This is a genomic window from Brachybacterium saurashtrense, from assembly GCF_003355475.1.
Classification (GTDB): domain Bacteria; phylum Actinomycetota; class Actinomycetes; order Actinomycetales; family Dermabacteraceae; genus Brachybacterium; species Brachybacterium saurashtrense.
Genome location: NZ_CP031356.1, coordinates 2648193 through 2669749, shown reverse-complemented (window position 1 = coordinate 2669749; position 21557 = coordinate 2648193). Strand labels below are relative to the sequence as shown.

Here is a 21557-nt window from a genome sequence, read left to right as displayed (position 1 = left end):
GCCCCGGCCCCGAGCACCGCCGACGTCACGCGCCGGCGGGCAGCAGCTCCTCGAGGAGCGTCTCGATGCGGGCACGGATCTGGTCGCGGATGGGGCGCACCGCCTCGACGCCCTTCCCGGCCGGGTCCTCGAGCACCCAGTCCTCGTACCGCTTGCCGGGGTAGAAGGGGCAGGCGTCCCCGCAGCCCATCGTGATCACCACGTCGGAGGCGATCACCGCGTCCGCGGTGAGGACCGTGGGGCGCTGGGCGCTGATGTCGATGCCCTCCTCGGCCATCGCCTCGACCGCGGCGGGGTTGACGGCGGGACCGGGGGCGGAGCCGGCCGAGCGCACCTCGATCCGGCCGCGGGAGAGGTGCTCGAGGTACCCGGCCGCCATCTGGGAGCGGCCCGCGTTGTGCACGCACACGAACAGTACGGAGGGGCGGTCCTCCTCGTCGGCCGTGGGCGCGGCCGGGACTGCGGGCGCGGTGGCCGGGGCGGCGGGCGCGGGGGACGGCGCGGCGGGAGAGGCCGTGGCCGGTGCGAGGCCGTGGGCGTCGGCGGCCTCGGCAGATGTCGGGGCGGCGGCGCCGGTGAGCTCGGCGTGCAGGACGGCGACCCGGCGGTCGATGTCGTCGCGCACCAGGCGCATCCGCTCCTCGCCCTCGATGCCGCGGGCGGAGGGCTCGTCGGTCTCCCAGGTCTCCACGGCGCCGCGCATCCCCGGCACCGGCTCCACCACGGCCTCGGAGCCCAGCACCACCACGCGATCCACCCGCGCCAGCAGCGCCGGGTCGATCGCGGTGGGGGTGCCGGCGGACATGTCCGCCCCCACCTCGGCGATCACCTGCGCGGACAGCGCATTGATCGCGCTGCCGGGACGGGTGCCGGCGGAGTGCACCTCCACGGCGTCACCGGCGCGATGCGCCATCAGGGCCGCGGCCATCTGGGACTTGCCGCCGTTCTTCACGCAGACGAACAGCACGGAGGGGCGGGCGGGGGAGGCGGTCATGAGGGTCCTCTCGGGGGCGGGGCGGCCGACGGGCGGGCGGCGGTGGAGGTCGGGGCTGGTCGGGTGCCGGTGAGTGCGGGGAGGCTCCGCCGGTCAGCGGCTCCGCGGTGCGCCGGCCGGGACCGGGGCGGCGGGGGCGGGCAGGCTCGGATCCCCGGGGAACAGGCGCGGACCGGCCCAGCGGGCCACGTACACCAGCGCCACCAGCACCGGCACCTCGATGAGGGGGCCCACGGTGCCGGCGAGGGCCTGCCCGGAGGTGACGCCGAAGGTGCCGATCGCCACCGCGATCGCGAGCTCGAAGTTGTTGCCGGAGGCGGTGAACGCCACCGTGGTGGAGCGGGCGTAGTCCAGGCCCGCCCCGCGCGAGACCAGCAGGCCGATCGCGAACATGAGCACGAAGTAGGCCAGCAGCGGCAGCGCCATCCGGGCCACCTGGCCGGGTGCGGAGAGGATCGCGTCCCCCTGCAGGGCGAACAGCAGCACGATCGTGAACAGCAGCCCGTACAGCGCCCACGGGCCGATCCGCGGCAGGAAGCGCTCCTCGTACCAGGCGCGGCCCCTCGCGCGCTCGCCGAGCACGCGGGTGAGGAACCCGGCCAGCAGCGGGATTCCCAGGAACACCAGCACGCTGAGCACGATCGCGCCCACGGAGAACTCCGCCGCCGTGGTGGGCAGGCCCAGCCAGCCCGGCAGCACCTGCAGGTAGAACCAGCCCAGCGCGCCGAAGGCGAGCACCTGGAACACCGAGTTCAGCGCCACCAGCACCGCCGCCGCCTCCCGGTCGCCGCAGGCGAGATCGTTCCAGATCAGCACCATCGCGATGCAGCGGGCCAGGCCCACGATGATCAGACCGGTGCGGAACTCGGGCAGGTCCGGCAGCAGCGCCCAGGCCAGCGCGAACATCAGCGCCGGGCCCACCAGCCAGTTCAGCACCAGGGAGGTGACCAGCAGGCGGCGGTCGCCGGTGATCCGGGCCGTCTCGTCATGGCGCACCTTGGCCAGCACCGGGTACATCATCACCAGCAGGCCCAGCGCGATCGGGACGGACATCCCGCCGATCTCCAGCGCGCCGAGGGCCTCGCCGAGGGAGGGCACGAAGCGGCCCAGCAGCAGCCCTGCGGCCATCGCGGCGAGGATCCAGGCCGGCAGCCAGCGGTCCAGGAACGACATGTCCTGCATGACGGCGGGGGAGCGCGGGGCGGCGGGGGCCGGGGCGTCGGCCGGCGCGGAGGGGGCGGGCATGCCACATCCCTTCATATCGATGAGTGTCGATATGCATCGTAGGGGTGTCTATCGATGAGTGTCAATGTATCGTGGGTGGCTATGACCACGCCTCCCTCCACGATCCGGCCGCTGGGCGGCGTCGAGCCGGCCTGCTGCGCCCTGGGGGAGGGGCCGATCGGTCCGCGCGATGCCCAGCGGCTCGCCGCCATGCTCAAGGCGCTCGCCGATCCGATGCGCCTGCAGGTGCTCTCCCACGTGGCCGCGCAGGGCTGCACCTCCGTGGGCGCCTCGGACCTCGCCGAGGCGCTCGGCATCGGCCAGCCCACCGTGAGCCACCACCTGAAGAAGCTGGTGGAGTCCGGGCTGCTCACCCGCGAGCAGCAGGGCCGCTACGCCCGCTTCACCGTGATCGCGGAGGCCTTCGCGGAGATCCGCCGCGTTCTGGACCTCGGCTGAGCACCGGGAGGCCTCGGGGTGCGGCCTGCTCGCGGCGCCAGAGGCTCAGTCGTCGTCGGGCTCGGGGTGACGGACGGCGTTGACGATGGCGGCGACGAGGCCGCCCCAGACGGTCGCGATGGCGACGCACATCATGATGATCGCGGAGACGGACATGATCACTCCTGAGGAGAGGAACGGGGTCGAGCGGACGCGGGGAGCACGGGCCGGGGGCGGGCGGCGAGCCTCGCCCCCGGCCCGTGCTCACCGTGAGGAGCGCAGCGCGTGCGGGGTGGTGGCCGACGGGTCCGGGGTCAGGCCCTGGCCGCTGACCACCTCGGGGGCGATCTCGTCCCCGTCGGAATCGTTCTTGTGGAGGTTCGAGGTGGCGGGCCACGGCAACAGCGACAGCACCACGCCGACGACCACCAGCGCGATCGCCATCAGCCAGCCGAACACCAGCACGAACCAGCCGGGGTAGCCCTCATAGGTGGCCCCCGCGGTGAAGCGCTCGTAGGTGCTGAGGATCAGCGAGACGCCGAGCACCACCGGGGCGACCACCGCGACCGAGAGCAGCCAGATCCGGCCCACCGGGAAGGTGCCGCGGAAGTTGAGGTGATCGCGCAGGGTGGGCATGCCGCGCACCAGGTAGACCACCACGATGCAGGAGACCAGCGCGGCGGCGACGATGCCGTACTCGTTGACCCACTTGTCCAGCACGTCCAGCAGCGGCAGCCCGGAGGTGGTGGAGAACAGCACCACCGAGACGATCGCCAGCGGCAGGCACACGCCGAGCGTCGCCGGCAGGCGCGAGAGGCCGAACTTGTCCTGGAATGCCGCGATGATCACCTCGACGATCGAGACCAGCGAGGTGAAGCCCGCCAGCACCAGCGAGCCGAAGAACAGCACGCCGATCAGCGCGCCGGCCGGGGCCTCGTTGATGATCGCGGGGAAGGCGATGAAGGCCAGCCCCACACCGGCGGCGACCACCTCGTCCACCGCGACGCCCTGCGCCTGCGCCATGAAGCCCAGCGCCGAGAACACGCCGATGCCGCACAGGATCTCGAAGCTCGAGTTCGCGAAGCCCACCACCAGGCCGGAGCCGGTGAGGTCCGTCTTCTTCTTCAGGTAGGAGGAGTAGGTGAGCATGATGCCGAACGCCACCGAGAGGGAGAAGAAGATCTGCCCGTACGCGGCGACCCACACCCCCGGATGCGTCAGCGCCTCCCAGTTGGGCCGGAAGAACGCGTCCAGGCCCACGGTCGCGCCGGGCAGCGTGAGCGCGGTGATCACCAGGATCACGAACATGAGGATCAGCAGCGGGATGAACACCACGGCGCTGCGGGCGATGCCCTTGTGCACGCCGAGGGCCATCACCACCACCACCGCGAGCCACACCAGCACCATCGACAGCATCACCGTGGGCACGATGTCCATGGTGAGGGTGGCATCCGCCCCGCCGATCGCCTGGGTGTACTCGCCGAAGAAGGCGCCCGGATCCTCGCCCCAGCTCTTGGTGAAGGAGAAGATCGTGTAGTTCGTGGCCCAGGCGAGGATGAGGGCGTAGTAGATCGCGATGATCACGCAGATCAGCACCTGCCACCAGCCGATGAACTCGGTCCAGCGGCGGAAGCGGCGCCAGGCGGCGGGCGCGGAGCCGCGCCAGCGGTGCCCGATCGCGTAGTCCAGGAACAGCAGCGGGATGCCGGCGGTCAGCAGCGCCACCAGGTACGGCAGGATGAACGCGCCGCCGCCGTTCTCGTAGGCGACCGCGGGGAAGCGCCAGATGTTGCCCAGGCCCACGGCGGAGCCGATGGCCGCGAAGATGAACGCGGTGCGCCCCGCGAAGGCGCCGCGATCCGCTCTCGGGGCGGAGGTGGTGGGGGAGGGGGATGGTGCGCTCATGGGAGCCTCCGGGGGACAGCGCCGCAGGGGCGGCGCGGGGAAGGGCCGACGGCGACCCGGGGGACGGGGCGCCAGCTGCGGGCGGCGACGGAGCTTGGGAGTCGCCGCGGCGTGGTGGGGGGCATCGTATCGCCCCTGCCCCTGACGTGGGGCGGCGTAGCGCCATGTGGTCTCGCGGAGGCGGCGGCAGGGGTGGAGGAGTGCTGGCGGAGGCGGGGGACGGTGCAGGTCGCGGGCGGCGTCGCGTGCACTGCGTCATGCCTCGGGAAAACCTCGGCAACGTCGTCGTGATGCCGGGAGGCGGTGCCCTACCGTGTCGTGCATGCCCCAGCACTCGATGGCGCGCGACGGCGCCGAGCATTCCGAGGTGTCTACCGCCTACCTGCGCCAGCTCGACGAGGAGCGGGAGGCGGCGATGCGCACCGCCGCCCATCCCGGCTCGGACTTCACCGGTGCCGCGGCCGCCCTCCACGACCGGCTCGAGCAGGCGGTCGCCGCCGATGCGGGAGAGATGGTGGAGCTGATGCTCGACCTCGCCGCGCACCCCGAGGTGGCCTTCGAGGAGCATCGCTCCGCGCGCGCCATCGTGGACGTGCTGGCCGCGCACGGCATCGAGGCGACGCTCGGGGTGCACGGCCTCGACACCGCGATCCGTGCCGAGATCCGCGGGGCGGGCGGCCACCGGGCCGACGCGCCCACCTGCGCGATCCTCGCCGAGTACGACGCCCTGCCCGGGGTGGGGCACGGCTGCGGCCACAACGTCATCGCCGTGATGGGGCTGGGCGCGTTCCTGTCCCTGGCCGCGCTCGCCGCGGAGGATCCGTCGGCCGTGCCCGGACGGGTGGTGCTCCTGGGCACCCCCGCCGAGGAGGGCCACACCGGCAAGGAGTACATGGCCCGCGAGGGCGCGTTCGAGGGCCTGGACCTCGCGGTGATGGCGCACCCCTACGGCTACGACCTCGCCGACCAGACCTGGCTGGGGCGCCGCACCCTCACCGTGGAGTACCACGGCCACACCGCCCACGCCTCCGCCCAGCCCTACATGGGCCGCAACGCCCTGGACGCGGCGAGCCTGCTCTACCAGGGCATCGGGCTGATGCGCCAGCAGACCCCGCCCACGGACAGGATCCACGCGGTGATCCGCGAGGGCGGCGAGCGCGCCAGCGTGATCCCCGACCACGCGCGGCTGGACCTCTACGTGCGCTCCCAGCGGCCCGAGACCCTGCGGGACCTCTCGGAGCGGGTGGAGGACGCCGCCCGCGGCGCCGCGCTGATGGCCGGCGTGGGCGTCACCGTGCGCTGGGACGAGCACCCGCCGTCCCTGCCGGTGCGCACCAACGAGGCGCTCACCGGGCGCTGGGTGCAGGCGCAGCGGCGCCGCGGTCGCGACCCGCTGCCCCACGGCGTGGTCTCGCCCTCCCTCGCCGCCTCCACCGACTTCGGCAACGTCAGCTACCGCCTGCCCGGCATCCACCCGGTGATCCGCATCGCGCCCTCCGAGGTCGCGCTGCACACGCGCGAGTTCGCGACCTGGGCCGTCTCCGAGGACGCCCGCGCCGCCGCGGCCGACGGGGCCTACGGCCTCGCCGCGACCGTGCTCGACACCCTCCACGACCCGGCGCTCGCCGCCGCCGTCACCGCGGAGTTCGAGGCCGCCGGCGGCGCGATCGACGTGCCCGGCTTCTTCGACTGATCCCTCCCCCCGATCCCCGTCCCCACGGCGACACCGTCGTCGACGAGACCCCCTCTGGAGTCCCCATGCCCTCGGCAGAGACCGCGCCGGCCCCGACCGGCCTCACGGACCGCGCCCTGAACTGGGTGGAACGGGCGGGCAACAAGCTGCCCGAGCCGTTCATGCTGTTCCTCATCCTGTTCGCCCTCACCGGCGTGGTCTCCACGGGCATGGCCTGGGCGGGCATCACCGTCTCCGTGCCCGGTGCGGAGGAGCCCACCGTCATCAAGGGCCTGTTCACCGGGGAGGGCCTCACCTGGCTCACCACCAACCTCGGTGCGAACTACATCGGCTTCCCGCCCCTGGTCACGGTGATGCCGATCCTGCTCGCGATCGGCATCGCCCAGCACTCCGGCCTGCTGGGCGCCGCGATCCGCAAGCTGTTCGGCTCCTCGCCGGCGTGGGCGCTGCCCTACGTGGTGGGCTTCGTGGGCGTGATCTCCTCGATCATGGCCGACAGCGCCTTCGTGGTGGTGCCGCCGTTGGCGGCGCTGGTGTTCAAGGCCGCCGGCCGTCACCCCATGGCCGGCCTGCTGGGCGGCTTCGCGGCCGCCGGCGCCGGGTACTCCACGAACATCTTCCCCACCTCGCTCGACGCCCTGTTCGCCGGCATCACCACCTCGGTGATGGGGGCGCTGCCCGGCTACGAGTTCACCGCCGTGAACCCGGTCTCGAACTGGTTCTTCAACATCGTGGCCTCGCTGATCCTGGGCTTCGTGGCCGGCTTCATCATCGACAGGCTGGTCGAGCCGCGCATGGTGCGCATGGGCGTGAGCCGTGACGAGATCGCCGCCGAGGGCGAGGACGAGGCGACGGCGGACGACGCCGAGCAGATGCGCGCCGAGCTCACCCCCGCGGAGAACAAGGGCCTGCTGGTCGCCGTGCTCGGTGCCGTGCTGCTCACCGCCGTGTTCCTGGTGGCGTTCCTGATGCCCGAATCGCCCTGGCGCAACGAGGAGGGCGGCTTCCTGCCCCGCTCGCCGCTGCTGAGCTCGATCGTGTTCATCGTGGTGGCGTACTTCGCCGTGGTGGGCATCGCCTACGGCGCCGTGGTGGGCACGATCCGCAGCTCCCGCGACGCGGTGCGCATGATGTCCGACGCGATCAAGGAGATGCTGCCCTTCGTGGTGCTCGCCTTCATCCTGGGCAACTTCATCGCCCTGTTCAACTGGTCCGGCATCGGCACCTGGATCGCCGTCACCGGCGCCTCCGCGCTCGAGGCCTCGGGGCTCGACGGCTTCGCGGCCGTGCTCGGATTCATCCTGCTGGCCAGCTGCCTGAACCTGTTCATCATCTCCGGCTCCGGCATGTGGGCGATCATGGGCGCCGTGTTCGTGCCGATGTTCGCGCTGATCGGCTACGAGCCCGCCTTCACGCAGGCCGCCTTCCGCGTGGGCGACTCCGCCACCCAGGTGATCACCCCGATGAACCCGTACATGATCGTGCTGCTGGGCATGGTGCGGAAGTACGAGCCGGGCGCCGGCTTCGGCACCCTGATGGCCCGCATGCTGCCCTTCGTGGTGCCGTTCTGGCTGGTGTGGACGCTGATCCTGGCCGTGTTCTTCTTCGCGGACCTGCCGCTGGGCCCGGGCAACGGGATCTTCCTGGGCTGAGCCCCGGGCACTCCCCGGGCTGCCCGGAAGTGTTGGATTCTGAGCCATCTCGGGCGCCGATCTGGCTCGAAACTCGGCAATTCTCCGAAGCCTCTCCGACCGCCTGCGGGCACTCCCCGGGCCGCCCTGTCGCCGGCACCCCCGTGTCGACGGCGGGGCCCGGGACGCGTCAGGATGGGGGCATGAGCGATCTCGCCTCCCGTCTCCGCGCCCTGCCGTCGTTCCCCGAGGACATGCCTGATCTCGACCCGGACACCGCGCCGCAGGATCCGGCCGCGCTGCTGCTGGCCTGGCTCGAGGAGGCGATCGCGGCCGGTGCCCGCCAGCCGCACGCCATGACCTTCCAGACCCTGGGGGAGGACGGTGGGCCCGTCGGCCGCACCCTCATCCTCAAGGACCTCGACGAGCGCGGGCTGCACGTCTCCACCCACCGCAGCTCCCGCAAGGGGCAGCAGCTCGCCGCCGATCCCCGCGCGTCGATGACGTTCTTCTGGCGCGAGAGCGGGCGACAGGTGCAGGTGGGCGGCGCGGTCGTCGCCCTGGACGAGGAGACCTCTCAGGCGGACTGGGCCACCCGCCCCACCTTCGACGGGTCCCCGAACCCGGACTGGCAGGTCTACGCCCTGCAGCCCTCCTGGTACGAGTTCACGCAGTCGCGAATGGATCGCCGGCACGTGCGCCTCGGGTACCGGCGCGCGGCGGACGGCACCTGGGACCGCGGACGGGTCACCACCCCGGCGGGCTGAACGTCCCGGCACACCGTCCGCGCCTCGACGGGCCCCGCGTCCTGACGGACACGGGCCGGCCGGCGACTGCTGCCCCCGTCTCAGCGCGCCCGGGTGAAGTGCCGGTGCGGGCGTCCGTAGGCCTCGACCACGTCGTCGGCGACGAAGCCGAGGTGCGCGAGGACGCGCGCCGACGCCGGATTCGCGAGGTCGGCGAGGGCGACCAGGTGCGGCAGGGAGAGCGGGCCGTCGGCCGCCTCGACGCACAGCCGCCCCGCCTCGGTCGCCAGGCCCCGACCCCAGCGGGAGCGTGCCAGGGTGTACCCGAGCTCGACGCCGTGCTCGGTCCGCTCGAGGCCCGCATCGCCGATCAGCTCCCCGGTGCCGCGCTCGATCACGGCCCAGAACGCGTACCCGTGCTCGTGCTGATGGGCGCGGTAGGCGGCGATCATCGCCGCCGCCCCGGCTCGGTCCACGGGGCGGCCCTCGCCGACGTGCCGCATCACCTCGGGATCCCCGTAGACCTGCAGCAGGGCGTCCAGGTCCGCCTCCTCGACGGGGCGCAGGTCGAGGCGCGCGCTGCGCAGCGGGAACTCCAGGGGCATGGGGCCAGTATGGCGAGCGCGGGCCCACCCGTGCACGGCGCGCCCCAGCCGGCCCGCCCGCGCACGGCGCGGCCCACAGGTCACCTGGTCCCAGGGGCGCTGCCCTCAACTGCCGGATTCGGAACCATCTCGGGCGCCGATCTGGTTCGGAATCCGGCAGTTCGCCGAGGCGGCCCGGCCGCACGACCGGCCGCACGACCGGCCGCACGACCGGCCGCAGGCCCGGACCGCACCCCGGCGCCGATCGTTCCGGTGGCACCATGTGAGCATGTCCCGTGCCGCGCTCCTGCCCCCGGTGCTGCTCGGGCTCGTGATCCTCCTGCTCGCCCAGATGGTCGGGCTCGCTCTCTCGGAGCTGCTGGGACTGCCGGTGCCCGGGGTGGTGCTGGGGCTGCTGCTGATCGTGCTGCTCGGGGTGCTGCGGCCCACCCGCGCCGTGGTGCGGGCGGCCGAGCCCGCGGCGACCCCGCTGCTGGCGCACCTGCAGCTGCTGTTCGTCCCGCCCGGAGTGGGGATCGTGCTCGAGCTGCGCACCCTCGCCGAGAACGCGCTGCCGCTCGCGCTCGCCGTGGGCGGTTCCTTCGTGCTCGCCCTGCTGGTCTCCGGGACGCTGCTGCAGGCGCTGCTGCGCAGGCAGGATCGGCGGGGCACGGCGGGCCCGGCACGCGGGACGGGCCCGGCACGCGGGTCGGGCCCGGCCGACGGGGCAGGGCCTCCGGATGGTGGCGCGCCGGGCGACCGGCGGGGCCCGGCGGGCGAGGGGGCGCCCGCATGAGCGTGCTGTACGAGCTGCCGGCGTTCGGCCTCGCGCTCACCCTGAGCGTGTACCTGGCGTCCTACGGGCTGTACCACCGGCTGGGCCGGCCGGGTCTGCTCTCCCCGGTGCTGGTCTCGGTGGTGGTGATCGCGGCGGTCCTGCAGCTCACCGGGATGCCCTACGCCCTCTACCTCGAGCAGGTCACGCTGCTCACGCTGCTGCTGGGCCCCGCGACGGTCGCCCTCGCCCTGCCGCTGCTGCGCAACGGGAAGGCGCTGCTCGCCACGGCCCCGGCCGTGATCGCGGCGCTGGCGGCCGGTGGGGTGGTGAGCATCGGCGTGACCGTCGGCGCGATGGTCGCCCTCGGGGCCGACGAGGCGACGCTGCGCGCCGCCCTGCCCCGCTCGGTCACCTCGCCCGTCGGCCTCACGATCGCGGAGACGCTGCAGGCCTCGGTGCCGCTCGCGGTGGTGCTCACGCTCGTCTCCGGCACCCTCGGCGCCGTGATCGGGCCCGCGCTGCTCACCCTCGCCCGGGTGCGGGACGAGCGGGCGCGCGGCTTCGCGATCGGCCTCACCTCGCACGGGATCGGCACCTCCCGCGTGCTGGGGGAGTCCACGGTCGCCGGCGGCTGGTCGAGCGCGGCGATGGTGCTGAACGCCCTGGTGATGACGGTGACGCTGCCGGTGGTCGCGCACCTGGTCACCGGCTGAGCGGACGCTCCCGGAGCATCGCGTCGTAGCCCGCCCGGAAATCGGGCACCTCCAGCGTCCCCAGCAGGCGGTGCAGGGCCGTGGCGTCGAGCACCGTGCCCGCGGCGGGGTCCGGCGCGGCACGGGGCGGCACCGGCACGTCGAGCCGAGCGGCGAGATGCGCGACGATCTCCCCGAGCCGGGCCGGCGCGCCGTCGGAGGCATGCAGCAGCGCGGGCGGGTCGGGCATCGACAGCAGGGCGACGATCGCCCGGGCGAGATCGGCCTCGTGGATCCGGTTGGTGTGACGCTCGTGCTCCACGGGCCGTCCCTCGAGCACCGTCCTGAGCAGACGGTCACGGCCCGGGCCGTAGATCCCGGCGGGGCGCAGCACCACCGCCCCGAACAGCTCGCGCGCCCGCTCCTCGCCCTCCAGCAGCACCCGGGCGCGGTCGGAGCGGGGCCGCGCGGGATCCGCCTCGGTGAGCGGGCGCGAGGCGTCGTACCCCTCGAGCACCCGGGTGGAGGAGACGAACACGGTGCACGAGGGGATGCCGGGCAGCGCGGCCGCGAGGTGCGCGAGGGGCTCCCGATAGCTCGCGGCGACCGACGGAGCCAGCGTGATCACCATCGCGTCGACGGCGGGCAGCGGGGAGGGCAGGGGCGCGCTGAGGTCCGCCGCGATCGGCACGAATCCCTCGGGCAGGGAGGACGGGTCGCGGCGCAGCCCGAGCACCTCAGCCGGGGGCGCCCCGCCGTCGGCCCGCAGCAGCTCGCCCACCCGCAGGCCCACGCGCCCGCATCCCACCAGCAGAGTCCTCGTCGTCATGGCCTTCCTCCCCGTCGTGAGGGCCCCAGTGTCCCCGCTCGGCGCCCTGCGGATCCACCCGGCGGCGCGCACACCGGTGCGCGCACCCCCGGCCAGGCGTACGATGCCGCGCGTGCCACCTCAGGGCCTGCTCCCTCCGCGCGCCGTCGACCGGCGCCCCCGTCCCGCCCGGACGGTCTTCCTCGCATTCGCCGGCAGCGCCGTGCTCGGAACCCTCCTGCTGCTGCTCCCGGAGGCGTCCGCGGGCGAGCGGGGGCCGACGGTGGTGGAGGCGCTGTTCACGGCGGTCTCCTCGCTCAGCGTGACGGGCCTGATCGTGGTGGACACCCCGGTGTTCTGGTCCGCCTTCGGGCAGGCCGTGATCCTGGCGCTGATCCAGCTGGGCGGGCTGGGGGTGATGACCTTCGCCTCCGTGGTGGGCATCGCCGTGGTCCGTCGGCTCTCCCTGCGCTCCAAGCTCACCGCGGCCGTGGAGACGAAGGCCGTGGGGCTCCAGGACCTGCGCTCGGTGGTGCTCGGCGTGCTCCGGATCTCCCTGATGATCGAGGCGATCGCGGCGGTGGTGCTCACGCTCCGGTTCGCGCTCGCCCACCAGGAGACGTGGGGTCGTGCGCTCTGGCTGGGGGTCTTCCACGCCGTCTCCTCCTTCAACAACGCCGGCTTCGCGCTGTTCAGCGACAGCCTCATGTCCTTCTGGGACGACCCGGTGGTGCTGCTGACCACGAGCGGCGCGACCGTTCTGGGAGGGCTCGGGTTCCCAGTGCTGATGGAGCTGCGGAAGCACCTGCGGGTGGTGCGCCTGTGGTCGATGAACACCCGCATCGTGGTCGCCGCGACCCCGCTCCTGCTGGTGCTCGGCACTCTGTGCATCACGGCGCTGGAGTGGAACAATCCCGGCACCCTCGGCCCCATGCCCGTCCCGGCGCGGATCCTCAACGGCTTCGCGATGAGCGCCCAGACCCGCACCGCGGGCTTCAACACCGTGGACACCGGGGCGATGGATCCCGCGACCTGGGTGATCATCGACATGCTGATGGTGATCGGCGGCGGGCCCGCGGGGACCGCCGGCGGCATCAAGGTCACCACCGTCGCCGTGCTGTTCTTCCTGATGCTGGGCGAGCTGCGGGGAGCCGGCGCCGTGACCGTCTTCGGCAAGCGGCTCTCCCGGGCCGTGCACCGCCAGGCGATCACCGTCATCGTGATGTCGGTGGGGCTGATCGTGGCGTCCACCATCGCGCTGATGCTGCTGGCCGGCTTCTCGCTCGACGCGACGCTGTTCGAGGTGATCTCGGCCTTCGCCACGGTGGGACTGTCCACCGGGATCACGGCCGCGCTGCCCGCCTCCGCACAGCTGATCCTGGTGGCGCTGATGGCCATCGGCCGCCTGGGCCCGATCACGGTCGCCACCGGGCTCGCCCTGCGACGACGCACCGTCCTGTACGACCTCCCCAAGGAAAGGCCGATCATTGGCTGAGCGCAGATTCCTCCGGCACGGACTGTTCCGTCGCCGCCACGCCGCACCGGCCGACGAGGCGGTGGCGGTGATCGGCCTGGGCCGCTTCGGCCAGTCCCTCGCCCTCGAGCTGATGGACGACGGCGTCGAGGTGCTCGGGATCGACGCCCGCGAGGACGTGGTCCAGTCCCTCGACGGGCGGCTCACCCACGTCGTCCGCGCCGACGCGACCGACGAGCAGGTGCTGCGACAGCTGGCCGTCCCCGAGTTCGGGCGGGTGGTGATCGCGATCGGCAGCGACATCGAGTCCAGCATCCTGGTCGCCTCGCTGCTGCGGCGCTTCGCGGTCCCGACGATCTGGGCGAAGGCCGTCAGCGACGCGCACGGGCTGATCCTCGAGCAGCTCGGCGTCTCCCGGGTGGTCTCCCCGGAGAAGGACATGGGCCGACGTGTCGCCCACCTCGTGAGGGGCACGATGCAGGACTTCATCGAGATCGACGCGGACTTCGCGATGGTCAAGACGGCGCTGAGCCCCGAGCTCGCGGGAACCCGGCTCGGGGACAGCGGGATCCGTCGCCGCTACGGGGTCACCGTCACCTCCGTGAAGCACCGCAGCGGTGCCTGGCAGCCCGCCACCCAGGACACGGTGCTGCGGGAGGGCGATGTCCTCCTGGTCACCGGGCCGGTGCGGCAGGCGGAGCGTTTCAGCCGCTCCGCGTCCTGAGACGGGGCGGGCTCCCCGGGCACCTCCGGGACCCCCGCCGCCCTCTCCTCTCCCCTCGACGGGCCGGGGATCCCGCCGACGGTGACCGAAAGTCGGGTGCGCCGCGGCGGGTCCCCGCGCCACCATGGCCTTCGGACGCGTCCGGCCGCGCCCGCAGAGCGTCGCTCGCGGGTCTGTTCGAGGACAAGTTCTGCCCTGGGGCCGCCCTACGCTCCGACCAGACCCCCGGCCGCCGGTCCCCGTCGGCCGGGCCGCTCCAGTCCGTCCCGGGAGAACCCATGCTCTGGACCCTCGTCCGGCGCCATCTGCGGCCCTACCTGCCGCACGTGGTCGCCGTGGCCGTCCTCCAGCTCGCGACCGTGCTCGCGACCCTCTACCTGCCCAGCCTCAACGCCGACATCATCGACAACGGCGTCGCCACGGGCGACACCGACTACATCTGGCGCGTGGGCGGGCTCATGCTGGTCGTGGCGATGGTGCAGGTCATCACCGCGATCGCCGCGGTGTGGTGCGGTGCGCGGGTCGCGATGGGGGTGGGGCGCGACATCCGCCGCTCCGTCTACACGCGCGTGGACCGCTTCTCCACCGAGGAGATGGGCCGCTACGGCGCCCCCACCCTCATCACCCGCGGCACCAACGACGTCCAGCAGGTGCAGATGCTGGTGCTGATGACGCTGAACTTCATGGTCATGGTGCCGATCATGTCCATCGGCGGGATCATCATGGCGGTGCAGGAGGATCCGGGGCTGTCCTGGCTGGTGTGGGTGTCCGTGCCCGTGCTGCTGGTGATCGTCGGATTCCTGGTGGCGCGGCTGATGCCGCTGTTCCAGCGGATGCAGGACAACATCGATGCGATCAACGGCGTGATGCGCGAGCAGATCATGGGCATCCGGGTGGTGCGCGCCTTCGTCCGGGAGGAGCACGAGACCGCCCGGTTCCGGGACGCCAACGCCACCCTCACCGACACCTCGGTGCGGATCGGGCGCCTGTTCGTGCTGATGGGGCCCGCCATCACCATCGTCCTGCACCTCGCCACCGCCGCCGTGCTCTGGTTCGGCGGCCACCGCGTGGACGACGGACTGGTCCAGGTGGGCGCCCTGACCGCCTTCATGCAGTACCTGCTGCAGATCCTGATGGCCGTCATGATGGGCACCTTCATGGTCATGATGCTCCCGCGCGCGGTCATCTCCGCCCGCCGCATCGGCGAGGTGCTCGAGACCGCCCCGACCCTCCACGAGCCCGCACAGCCGGTCCCGCTGCCGGCGGCCGACGGCGGCGCGTCGGTCGAGTTCCGCGACGTCACCTTCGCCTACCCGGGCGCGGAGGCCCCGGTGCTCGACGGCCTCTCCTTCACCGCGGAGGCCGGCCGCACCACCGCGATCATCGGCGCGACCGGCTCCGGCAAGACCACCCTGGTCAGCCTGATCCCGCGCCTGCACGACGCGACGAGCGGCCAGGTGCTGCTGGACGGCGTGCCGGTCACGGACCTGGCCCGCGCGGACATCGCGGCGACCGTCGGCCTGGTGCCGCAGAAGCCCTACCTCTTCTCCGGCACCATCGCGCACAACCTCCGCTTCGGCGACCCCTCGGCCGACGAGACGCGGCTGTGGGAGGCGCTCGAGGTCGCCCGGGGCGACGGCTTCGTGCGCGAGCGCACCACCGGCGAGGGCGAGACCCTCGCGACGGGCCTGGACTCCACCGTGTCCCAGGGCGGCACGACCGTCTCCGGCGGCCAGCGTCAGCGGCTGTGCATCGCCCGCACCCTGGTCGCCGCGCCGCGCGTGTACGTCTTCGACGACTCCTTCTCCGCGCTGGACGTCACCACCGACGCGGAGGTGAGCGAGGGCCTGGCCCGCCGCACCCGCGGCGCCACCACGATCATCGTCGCCCAGCGGATCTCCACCATCACCTCCGCGGATCAGATCCTGGTGCTCGAGGAGGGCCGGATCGTCGGCCACGGCACCCACCAGGAGCTGCTGGCGAGCTCCGAGACCTACCGGGAGATCGTCGACTCCCAGATCACCGTGGAGGAGAGGGCATGAGCGCCAGGAAGACCTCCCGCACGGACGCCGCCGGAGCCCGGCGAACGGCCTCCTCCGCGCGGTCCGACGACGCCACCGCGGAGCTCACCGAGACCGAGATCCTCGAGATGCAGGACTCCATGAGCAACGAGTGGGGCGAGGCCGCGCCGCGGAAGGCGAAGGCGTTCTGGCCCTCCGCCCTCCGGCTCGCGGGCACCTTCCGCGGTCACGAGCTCGGACTGGCGGTGGTGCTCGCCTTCGGCATCGTCTCGACCGTGCTCACCGTGTGGGCGCCCACGATCCTCGGCGACGCCATGGACGTCATCTTCGACGGCTTCCTCGGCGACGGCGTGGACTTCGCCGCACTGGGTCGCCTGCTGCTGATCGTGCTGGGGATGTACGTGGTCGCCTCCCTGTTCGACTGGCTGCAGGGCCGCCTGCTGAACGACGTCGTGATGACCATCGTCTACGCCCTGCGCGAGCGGATCGAGGCGAAGGTCAACCGCCTGCCGCTGAGCTACTTCGACACCCGCCAGCGCGGCGACCTGCTCTCCCGCACCACCAACGACGTCGACAACGTCCAGACCGCGCTGCAGCAGGCCTTCGCCTCGCTGGTCTACGCGGTGCTGACCATCGTGGGCATCACGATCATGATGTTCTGGCTGTCCTGGCAGCTGGCACTGATCGCGCTGGTGGCACTGCCCGTCTCCGGCGTGGTCATCGGCATCATCGGCGCGAGGTCCCAGAAGCTGTTCACCGCCCAGTGGCGGCACACGGGGCGGCTCAACGGCCACGTCGAGGAATCCTTCACCGGCCACGACCTGGTGACGGTCTTCGACCGCCAGGACGCGATGCGCGAGCAGTTCGACGAGCGCAACGAGGAGCTGTGGGAGGCCTCGTTCAAGGCCCAGTTCTACTCCGGCATGATCATGCCGATCATGCAGTGGGTGACCTACCTCGGCTACGTCGGCATCGCCGTCGTGGGCGGTCTGCGGATCGCGGCCGGGCAGATGACGCTGGGCCAGGTCACCGCGTTCATCCAGTACTCCCGTGAGTTCAACGCGCCGCTCGGGGAGGTGGCGGGGATGGCGAACATGCTCATCTCCGGCGTCGCCTCGGCCGAGCGGATCTTCGAGCTGCTGGACGCCGAGGAGCAGCAGGCCGACGGCGAGATCACCGCCGGTGCCGCACTCGACGGGGCCGGGCATGGGGAGCGCATCGCGCGTCGGGAGCTGACCGGCCCCACCCGCGGCCGGATCGAGTTCGACCACGTCGCCTTCTCCTACACCCCCGAGAAGCCCCTGATCCGCGACCTGTCGCTGATCGCGGAGCCCGGTCAGACCATCGCGATCGTCGGCCCCACCGGTGCCGGAAAGACCACCCTGGTCAACCTGATCATGCGGTTCTACGAGATCGACGCCGGGCAGATCCGGCTCGACGGCGTGGACATCCGCGCGCTGGACCGCGGCGCGGTCCGCTCGCGCGTGGGCATGGTGCTGCAGGACGCGGTGCTGTTCGGCGGCACGATCCGGGAGAACATCCGCTACGGCCGGCTGGACGCGACCGACGAGGAGGTGGTCGCCGCCGCGACCGCGACCTTCGTGGACCGCTTCGTGCACACCCTCCCCGACGGCTACGACACCGTCATCGAGGACGAGGGCGCGAACGTCTCCACCGGTGAGCGGCAGCTGATCACGATCGCCCGCGCCTTCCTCGCGGACCCGGCGCTGCTGATCCTCGACGAGGCCACCTCCTCCGTGGACACCCGCACCGAGGTGCTGGTGCAGGAGGCGATGGCGGCGCTGCGCAGCGACCGCACCTCCTTCGTGATCGCGCACCGGCTCTCCACCATCCGCGACGCCGACGTCATCCTCGTGATGGAGCACGGCGACATCGTCGAGCAGGGCTCGCACGAGCAGCTGCTCGAGGCGGGCGGCGCCTACCACCGGCTGTACTGGTCCCAGTTCGCGGCAGGGGTGGATCCCGACGAGGACGAGGCGGTGCTGGCGGGCTCGCTGAGCGTCACCGGCGAGATCGCGGTCGTGACCGGGGAGATCGCCGCCGTCGCCGAGGACCCCGCCCCGTGAACGGGGTGGCCCGCCGCGCGGTGCGGGCGTAGCGTCGAGGACATGGAGGTCACCATCATCGGCGGCGGCATCGCCGGTCTCGCTCTCGCCCACGAACTCGCCCCCGATCACGACGTCACCGTGCTCGAGGCCTCCCCGGGCCCGCGCGGCGGCGGGTACATGATCGACTTCTTCGGTCCCGGCTTCCTCGCCGCCGAGCGGATGGGGGTGATCGAGGAGCTGCGCTCGCGCGGGCATGTCTTCGAGGGAGTGCGCTACGGGACGCCCGACGGGGCGGAGTCCGGGCGGATCGACGTCGGCCCCCTCGTCGCCGCCGCGGGCGGACGCTACTTCTCCATCCTGCGCCCCGAGGTGGAGCTCGGCCTCCTGTCCGTGCTGCCGGGCTCCGTGGACCTGCGCTACGGCGCCCGTGCGGTCGCCGTGCGCGATGCCGGGCTCGAGGGCGCGGGCGGCCCGCGCCGCGCTCTGGTCGAGCTCGCCGACGGGACGCGGGTCGAGTCCGACCTCGTCGTGGCCTGCGACGGCGTGCGCTCGCTCGTGCGGGAGCGGGTCTCGCCCGGGCACGGAGGGATCGTGCCGATGGGCTACCGGGTGGCGAGCTACCTCTACCAGGACCCGGAGCTGGCCGCGGAGCTCGGGGAGCGGATGCTCATGACCGATACCGTCGGCCGGGTGGGCTGGGCGTATGCGGCCGGAGACGGACGCGTCGGGGCGATGTTCGCCGAGCGCGTGGACCCCGCGGACACTCAGCGCCCGGTGCCGGACCGCCAGCGCCTGCAGCGGGACTTCGCCGGGCTGCATCCCCAGGTGGACCGCGCGCTCGCCCTGGCCCCGGAGAGCTTCTACGACGATCTCGTCGCGCAGGCGATCGCGCCGCGCTGGAGCCGCGGCCGGGTGGTGCTGGCCGGGGACGCCGCCCACGCCCCGTCCCTGCTGGCGGGCCAGGGCACCTCCATGGCCTTCGCCGGGGCGGAGGCGCTGGCCCGCAGCCTGCGCGCCACGGGACCGCACGTCGAGGCGGGCCTGGCCGAGTACGAGCGCCGTTTCCGGCCGACGGCGGAGAAGGTGCAGCGCTCCGGCCGGCGCAGCGCGTCGTTCTTCACCCCCTCCAGCCGTGCCCAGCTGGCGGTGCAGCAGATCCTCCGCCGTGCGATCGCGCTGCCCGGCGTGAGCCGACTGGCCACGCGGAGCCTCGTCGCCCCCTGAGCGGCGCCCCAGCGGGTGTCGAGCGCCCCTGAGCGGACCTCAGTGCGTGCCGAGCACCCTGAGGAGCGCCTCAGCGCGTGCCGAGGCGCTCCCGTGCGGTGCGGCCGCGGGCGGTGAGCGGCTGCGAGCCGACGGCCTTGGCCAGCCCCAGCTCCGCGCCGTTGCCGTAGATCGTCTCGATGTTCTCGGCAGGGACGGCGTAGGTCTCGTGCCAGATGCCCACGGCGCCGGGGTGCTTCCGGGCCGCGACGTTGAACGCCCGCCAGGCGGGCAGGTGCTCGCCGGAGGTCATCCGGGCGTACGTGTAGAGGTGCGCGGTGCTCTTCCAGTACTGCACCACCCAGGGCCCGGTGCCGCCCATGAGCGTGTGCGCGCTGAGGAAGCCCAGGTCGTCGGCCTGGCCGCGCGCGTGGGCGGCCTTGGAGCGGTACAGCTCACGGAGCATCCGCGGCATCGCGGCCGCGACCGGCATCCACAGATCGGGCCGCCAGGGCTGGTGCACGGTCATGCCGATGTGGAACACCACGAGCTCGTCGACGGGGGCGTGGGTGAGGTAGGCGGCGCGGTGCATGGGATCCTCGACTCAACTGGAAAGTGGTACTTTCTAATAGTGGGGCGCGGAGGTGCGGAGGTCAAGGGCTATCGTGCTCGGGCAGGCGACCGTGCGGTCGCCGATGGACGATCGGAACAGGGCCGGGGTCGGGACCTGGAACGGGAACGGGAGCGGGCGGCATGAAGATCTCGAAGCTCTCCGCGCGGACCGGCCTGCCCGTCGGGACCCTGAAGTACTACCTGCGCGAGGGCCTCATGCCGTCGGGCCGTCGCACCTCGCGCACCGCCGCCGAGTACGACGACTCCCACGTCGAGCGGGCCCTGCTGGTGCGGGCGCTCACCGATGTGGGCGGGCTGGGCATCGCGGCGGTGCAGCGCGTCGTCGCGGTGATCGACGCGCCGGAGCCAGCGCGTCTCGACGTCCTCGCCACGGCCCAGGACGCCCTGCTGGGTGGGCACTCACGAGACCTCGAACGAGACCAGGAGCGCGCGGACGGGGGGCGCGCCGACCAGGAGTGCGCCGACGGGGAGGGGTCCCGCGCCCGCGAGTGGGCCGAGGGGCACGGCTGGCGCACCTTCCCCGAGGACCTCCTGGTGGGCCGGCTCGACCGTGCGTGGGAGGCCTGCGAGCAGGCTGGGGTCGCGCTCGACGAGGCGGACCTGCACCGCTATGCCCGGGCGATGGAGGAGGTGGCCGAGGTCGATGTGGAGGCGGTCCCTGTTGGGGCGGCCGAGGCGGTGCGTCGCGTGGTCGTGGGCACCGTGATGGTCGAGCCCGTGCTCTCCGCACTGCGGCTGATGGCGCAGCGCGAGGTGTCCATGGGTCGGGCCGGGCAGCGCCCGGCCGAGGGGGCGTGAGGGCGCGTCCGCGGTCGGCGATGGCGGCGTGCGCGGCAGGAGGCGTTGTGGGCGGCTTCCATCACCGCAGGTCAGGTAGGGGTGCGAGAGACTTGCACGGATGGTCGGAAAACGTTCCATGCGGAGGTGAGGGTCGACGTGCGTCGTCGCGAAGCGCACCGTGCCGGGGTGTGGACGAAAAGGTGCCACGCGTGCAAGGGCGCCCGCAGGAAGCCCTCACCTGGGAGAACGCGCCTGCGTAGAGTGTGGGGGAGAGGGCGCCCGCAGGAAGCCCTCACCTGGGAGAACGCGCCTGTGCAGAGTGCTGGGGAGGGGGAGTGGGGGCGTGGTGTCCACCGCCGGCGGCCCGGGCGACTCAGAGCCCCTCGGTGCCGCGTAGCGTCGCCGCCATGTCTCCACCGCCTCCATCGCGATCGCCGCGGTCCGCATCACGACCGCCGCAGTTCTCGCCGCCGCCGGGCTCCGTGTTGCACCGCTCCGCCCTGATCGCGCAGGGCGTCCATCCGCGACGGCTGGCCTCCGACGAGTTCACGGCCGTGCTGCCGGGATGGCACACGCCCACCGCGCACCCCGCCACGCTGCGGGAGATCTGCCGGGTGGCGCTCGCCGAGCAGTGGCCCACCGCGGTGATCAGCCATGACACCGCGGCGATCCTGTGGGGCTTCCCGCTGCCGTCGCGCATGCGGTGGCGACGGGGACGGCAGATCCATCTGCGGTTCGTCAACGGCCGACGGCGCCGCGCGGCGGCGCACACCGTGATGCATCAGGGGTGGTCGCGCGGCAGCGTCGAGCTCGAGGGGCTGCCCGTCTCCCACGCCTTCGGCACCCTGTGGGAGATCGCCCCGGACCTCACCGACACCGAGATGCTCGCGCTGCTGTGGCGGCTCGAGCAGGAGGACGTCGGCCCCGCGCTGCAGCAGATGCGACCCGCACGGTGGGTCTCGAGGGATCTGCGCACGCTGCGCCTCCCTCCCGAGAGCCGGGTGCGGGGCCTGTGCGAGACGATGCACTCGATGCGGTTCCTCCACCGGCAGCGCGGGCGATACGCCGGGCGGGACCCGCTGGAGCTCCTCTACGGCGACGTGGACCTGGCCCTGTCGAACCCCGCGGCAGTGGGGCAGGCGCCGGAAGCGGCGGCGTGA

The 21557-nt window shown here is 72.9% G+C and carries 20 protein-coding genes and 1 pseudogene; 13 read left to right on the top strand and 8 right to left on the bottom strand.

Annotated features, from left to right (window positions below; translation table 11 throughout):
• Positions 1–25: 25 nt before the first annotated feature.
• From DWV08_RS12070 to arsB, 3 genes and pseudogenes are all read right to left on the bottom strand, one after another.
• A complete protein-coding gene (locus DWV08_RS12070) occupies positions 26–415 on the bottom strand; it encodes an arsenate reductase ArsC (RefSeq protein WP_115415014.1) in 390 nt (129 codons plus the stop codon).
• A 198-nt stretch (positions 416–613) separates the two neighbouring features.
• Positions 614–994 (bottom strand): annotated as a pseudogene (locus tag DWV08_RS17125) (arsenate-mycothiol transferase ArsC); the annotation flags it as partial.
• Between the two features lie 93 nt (positions 995–1087).
• The gene (arsB, locus tag DWV08_RS12060) at positions 1088–2239 is read right to left on the bottom strand and encodes an ACR3 family arsenite efflux transporter (RefSeq protein WP_115414022.1); all 1152 of its coding nucleotides are present in this window, start codon (positions 2237–2239) and stop codon (positions 1088–1090) included.
• 81 nt (positions 2240–2320) lie between these two features.
• Here arsB and DWV08_RS12055 point away from each other — a divergent pair, with 81 nt between their 5' ends.
• Positions 2321–2677, top strand: a complete 357-nt coding sequence (locus tag DWV08_RS12055) for an ArsR/SmtB family transcription factor (RefSeq protein ID WP_115414021.1) — start codon at positions 2321–2323, stop codon at positions 2675–2677.
• A 45-nt stretch (positions 2678–2722) separates the two neighbouring features.
• Here DWV08_RS12055 and DWV08_RS12050 read toward each other — a convergent pair whose 3' ends face one another.
• Both DWV08_RS12050 and DWV08_RS12045 read right to left on the bottom strand, forming a co-directional pair.
• Positions 2723–2833 carry a methionine/alanine import family NSS transporter small subunit gene (locus DWV08_RS12050; protein WP_115414020.1) on the bottom strand — a complete coding sequence of 37 codons (111 nt, stop codon included), beginning with the start codon at positions 2831–2833 and terminating at the stop codon, positions 2723–2725.
• An 87-nt stretch (positions 2834–2920) separates the two neighbouring features.
• Entirely contained in the window at positions 2921–4561 is a 1641-nt protein-coding gene (locus tag DWV08_RS12045) for a sodium-dependent transporter (RefSeq protein WP_115414019.1), read from the bottom strand.
• Between the two features lie 322 nt (positions 4562–4883).
• On the opposite strand from DWV08_RS12045, the gene DWV08_RS12040 reads away from it, so the two are divergent.
• The 3 genes from DWV08_RS12040 (at position 4884) to DWV08_RS12030 (ending at position 8652) form a co-directional block, all read left to right on the top strand.
• The gene (locus DWV08_RS12040; protein ID WP_115414018.1) at positions 4884–6254 is read left to right on the top strand and encodes a M20 family metallopeptidase; all 1371 of its coding nucleotides are present in this window, start codon (positions 4884–4886) and stop codon (positions 6252–6254) included.
• 65 nt (positions 6255–6319) lie between these two features.
• Positions 6320–7906 carry an AbgT family transporter gene (locus tag DWV08_RS12035; protein WP_115414017.1) on the top strand — a complete coding sequence of 529 codons (1587 nt, stop codon included), beginning with the start codon at positions 6320–6322 and terminating at the stop codon, positions 7904–7906.
• A 182-nt stretch (positions 7907–8088) separates the two neighbouring features.
• Positions 8089–8652 carry a pyridoxine/pyridoxamine 5'-phosphate oxidase gene (locus tag DWV08_RS12030; RefSeq protein WP_115414016.1) on the top strand — a complete coding sequence of 188 codons (564 nt, stop codon included), beginning with the start codon at positions 8089–8091 and terminating at the stop codon, positions 8650–8652.
• 80 nt (positions 8653–8732) lie between these two features.
• Here DWV08_RS12030 and DWV08_RS12025 read toward each other — a convergent pair whose 3' ends face one another.
• Positions 8733–9236 (bottom strand): GNAT family N-acetyltransferase, encoded by a 504-nt coding sequence (locus tag DWV08_RS12025; protein WP_115414015.1) that lies wholly within the window; start codon positions 9234–9236, stop codon positions 8733–8735.
• 268 nt (positions 9237–9504) lie between these two features.
• Between DWV08_RS12025 and DWV08_RS12020 the strand changes: the two genes are divergently transcribed.
• Together DWV08_RS12020 and DWV08_RS12015 are read left to right on the top strand one after the other, a co-directional pair.
• Complete coding sequence (locus DWV08_RS12020) at positions 9505–10011, top strand: CidA/LrgA family protein (RefSeq protein WP_115414014.1); 507 nt, start codon at positions 9505–9507, stop codon at positions 10009–10011.
• Positions 10008–10706, top strand: coding sequence for an LrgB family protein (locus tag DWV08_RS12015; protein WP_115414013.1), 699 nt, complete (start codon positions 10008–10010; stop codon positions 10704–10706). Before DWV08_RS12020 ends, DWV08_RS12015 begins: the two co-directional genes overlap by 4 nt.
• Here DWV08_RS12015 and DWV08_RS12010 read toward each other — a convergent pair.
• Positions 10696–11514: a Rossmann-fold NAD(P)-binding domain-containing protein gene (locus DWV08_RS12010; protein WP_115414012.1), complete on the bottom strand. Its 819-nt coding sequence runs from the start codon at positions 11512–11514 to the stop codon at positions 10696–10698. The genes DWV08_RS12015 and DWV08_RS12010 overlap by 11 nt on opposite strands.
• A gap of 103 nt (positions 11515–11617) precedes the next feature.
• Between DWV08_RS12010 and DWV08_RS12005 the strand changes: the two genes are divergently transcribed.
• The 5 genes from DWV08_RS12005 to DWV08_RS11985 all read left to right on the top strand — a co-directional run bounded on the left by DWV08_RS12005 (position 11618) and on the right by DWV08_RS11985 (position 19005).
• Positions 11618–12988 carry a TrkH family potassium uptake protein gene (locus DWV08_RS12005; protein WP_115414011.1) on the top strand — a complete coding sequence of 457 codons (1371 nt, stop codon included), beginning with the start codon at positions 11618–11620 and terminating at the stop codon, positions 12986–12988.
• The gene (locus tag DWV08_RS12000; RefSeq protein WP_206516712.1) at positions 12981–13691 is read left to right on the top strand and encodes a potassium channel family protein; all 711 of its coding nucleotides are present in this window, start codon (positions 12981–12983) and stop codon (positions 13689–13691) included. The genes DWV08_RS12005 and DWV08_RS12000 overlap by 8 nt, the downstream gene beginning before the upstream one ends.
• 278 nt (positions 13692–13969) lie before the next feature.
• The gene (locus DWV08_RS11995) at positions 13970–15733 is read left to right on the top strand and encodes an ABC transporter ATP-binding protein (RefSeq protein WP_115414009.1); all 1764 of its coding nucleotides are present in this window, start codon (positions 13970–13972) and stop codon (positions 15731–15733) included.
• Positions 15730–17799: an ABC transporter ATP-binding protein gene (locus DWV08_RS11990; protein ID WP_115414008.1), complete on the top strand. Its 2070-nt coding sequence runs from the start codon at positions 15730–15732 to the stop codon at positions 17797–17799. The genes DWV08_RS11995 and DWV08_RS11990 overlap by 4 nt, the downstream gene beginning before the upstream one ends.
• Before the next feature lie 42 nt (positions 17800–17841).
• Positions 17842–19005 carry an FAD-dependent oxidoreductase gene (locus tag DWV08_RS11985; protein WP_115414007.1) on the top strand — a complete coding sequence of 388 codons (1164 nt, stop codon included), beginning with the start codon at positions 17842–17844 and terminating at the stop codon, positions 19003–19005.
• Between the two features lie 70 nt (positions 19006–19075).
• Here the strand turns inward: DWV08_RS11985 and DWV08_RS11980 are convergent, their stop codons facing one another.
• Complete coding sequence (locus DWV08_RS11980) at positions 19076–19576, bottom strand: DUF4188 domain-containing protein (RefSeq protein WP_115414006.1); 501 nt, start codon at positions 19574–19576, stop codon at positions 19076–19078.
• Positions 19577–19737: 161 nt separating this feature from the next.
• Between DWV08_RS11980 and DWV08_RS11975 the strand changes: the two genes are divergently transcribed.
• Together DWV08_RS11975 and DWV08_RS11970 are read left to right on the top strand one after the other, a co-directional pair.
• Positions 19738–20415, top strand: coding sequence for a MerR family transcriptional regulator (locus DWV08_RS11975; protein WP_115414005.1), 678 nt, complete (start codon positions 19738–19740; stop codon positions 20413–20415).
• A gap of 464 nt (positions 20416–20879) precedes the next feature.
• Positions 20880–21557, top strand: coding sequence for a hypothetical protein (locus DWV08_RS11970; RefSeq protein ID WP_115414004.1), 678 nt, complete (start codon positions 20880–20882; stop codon positions 21555–21557).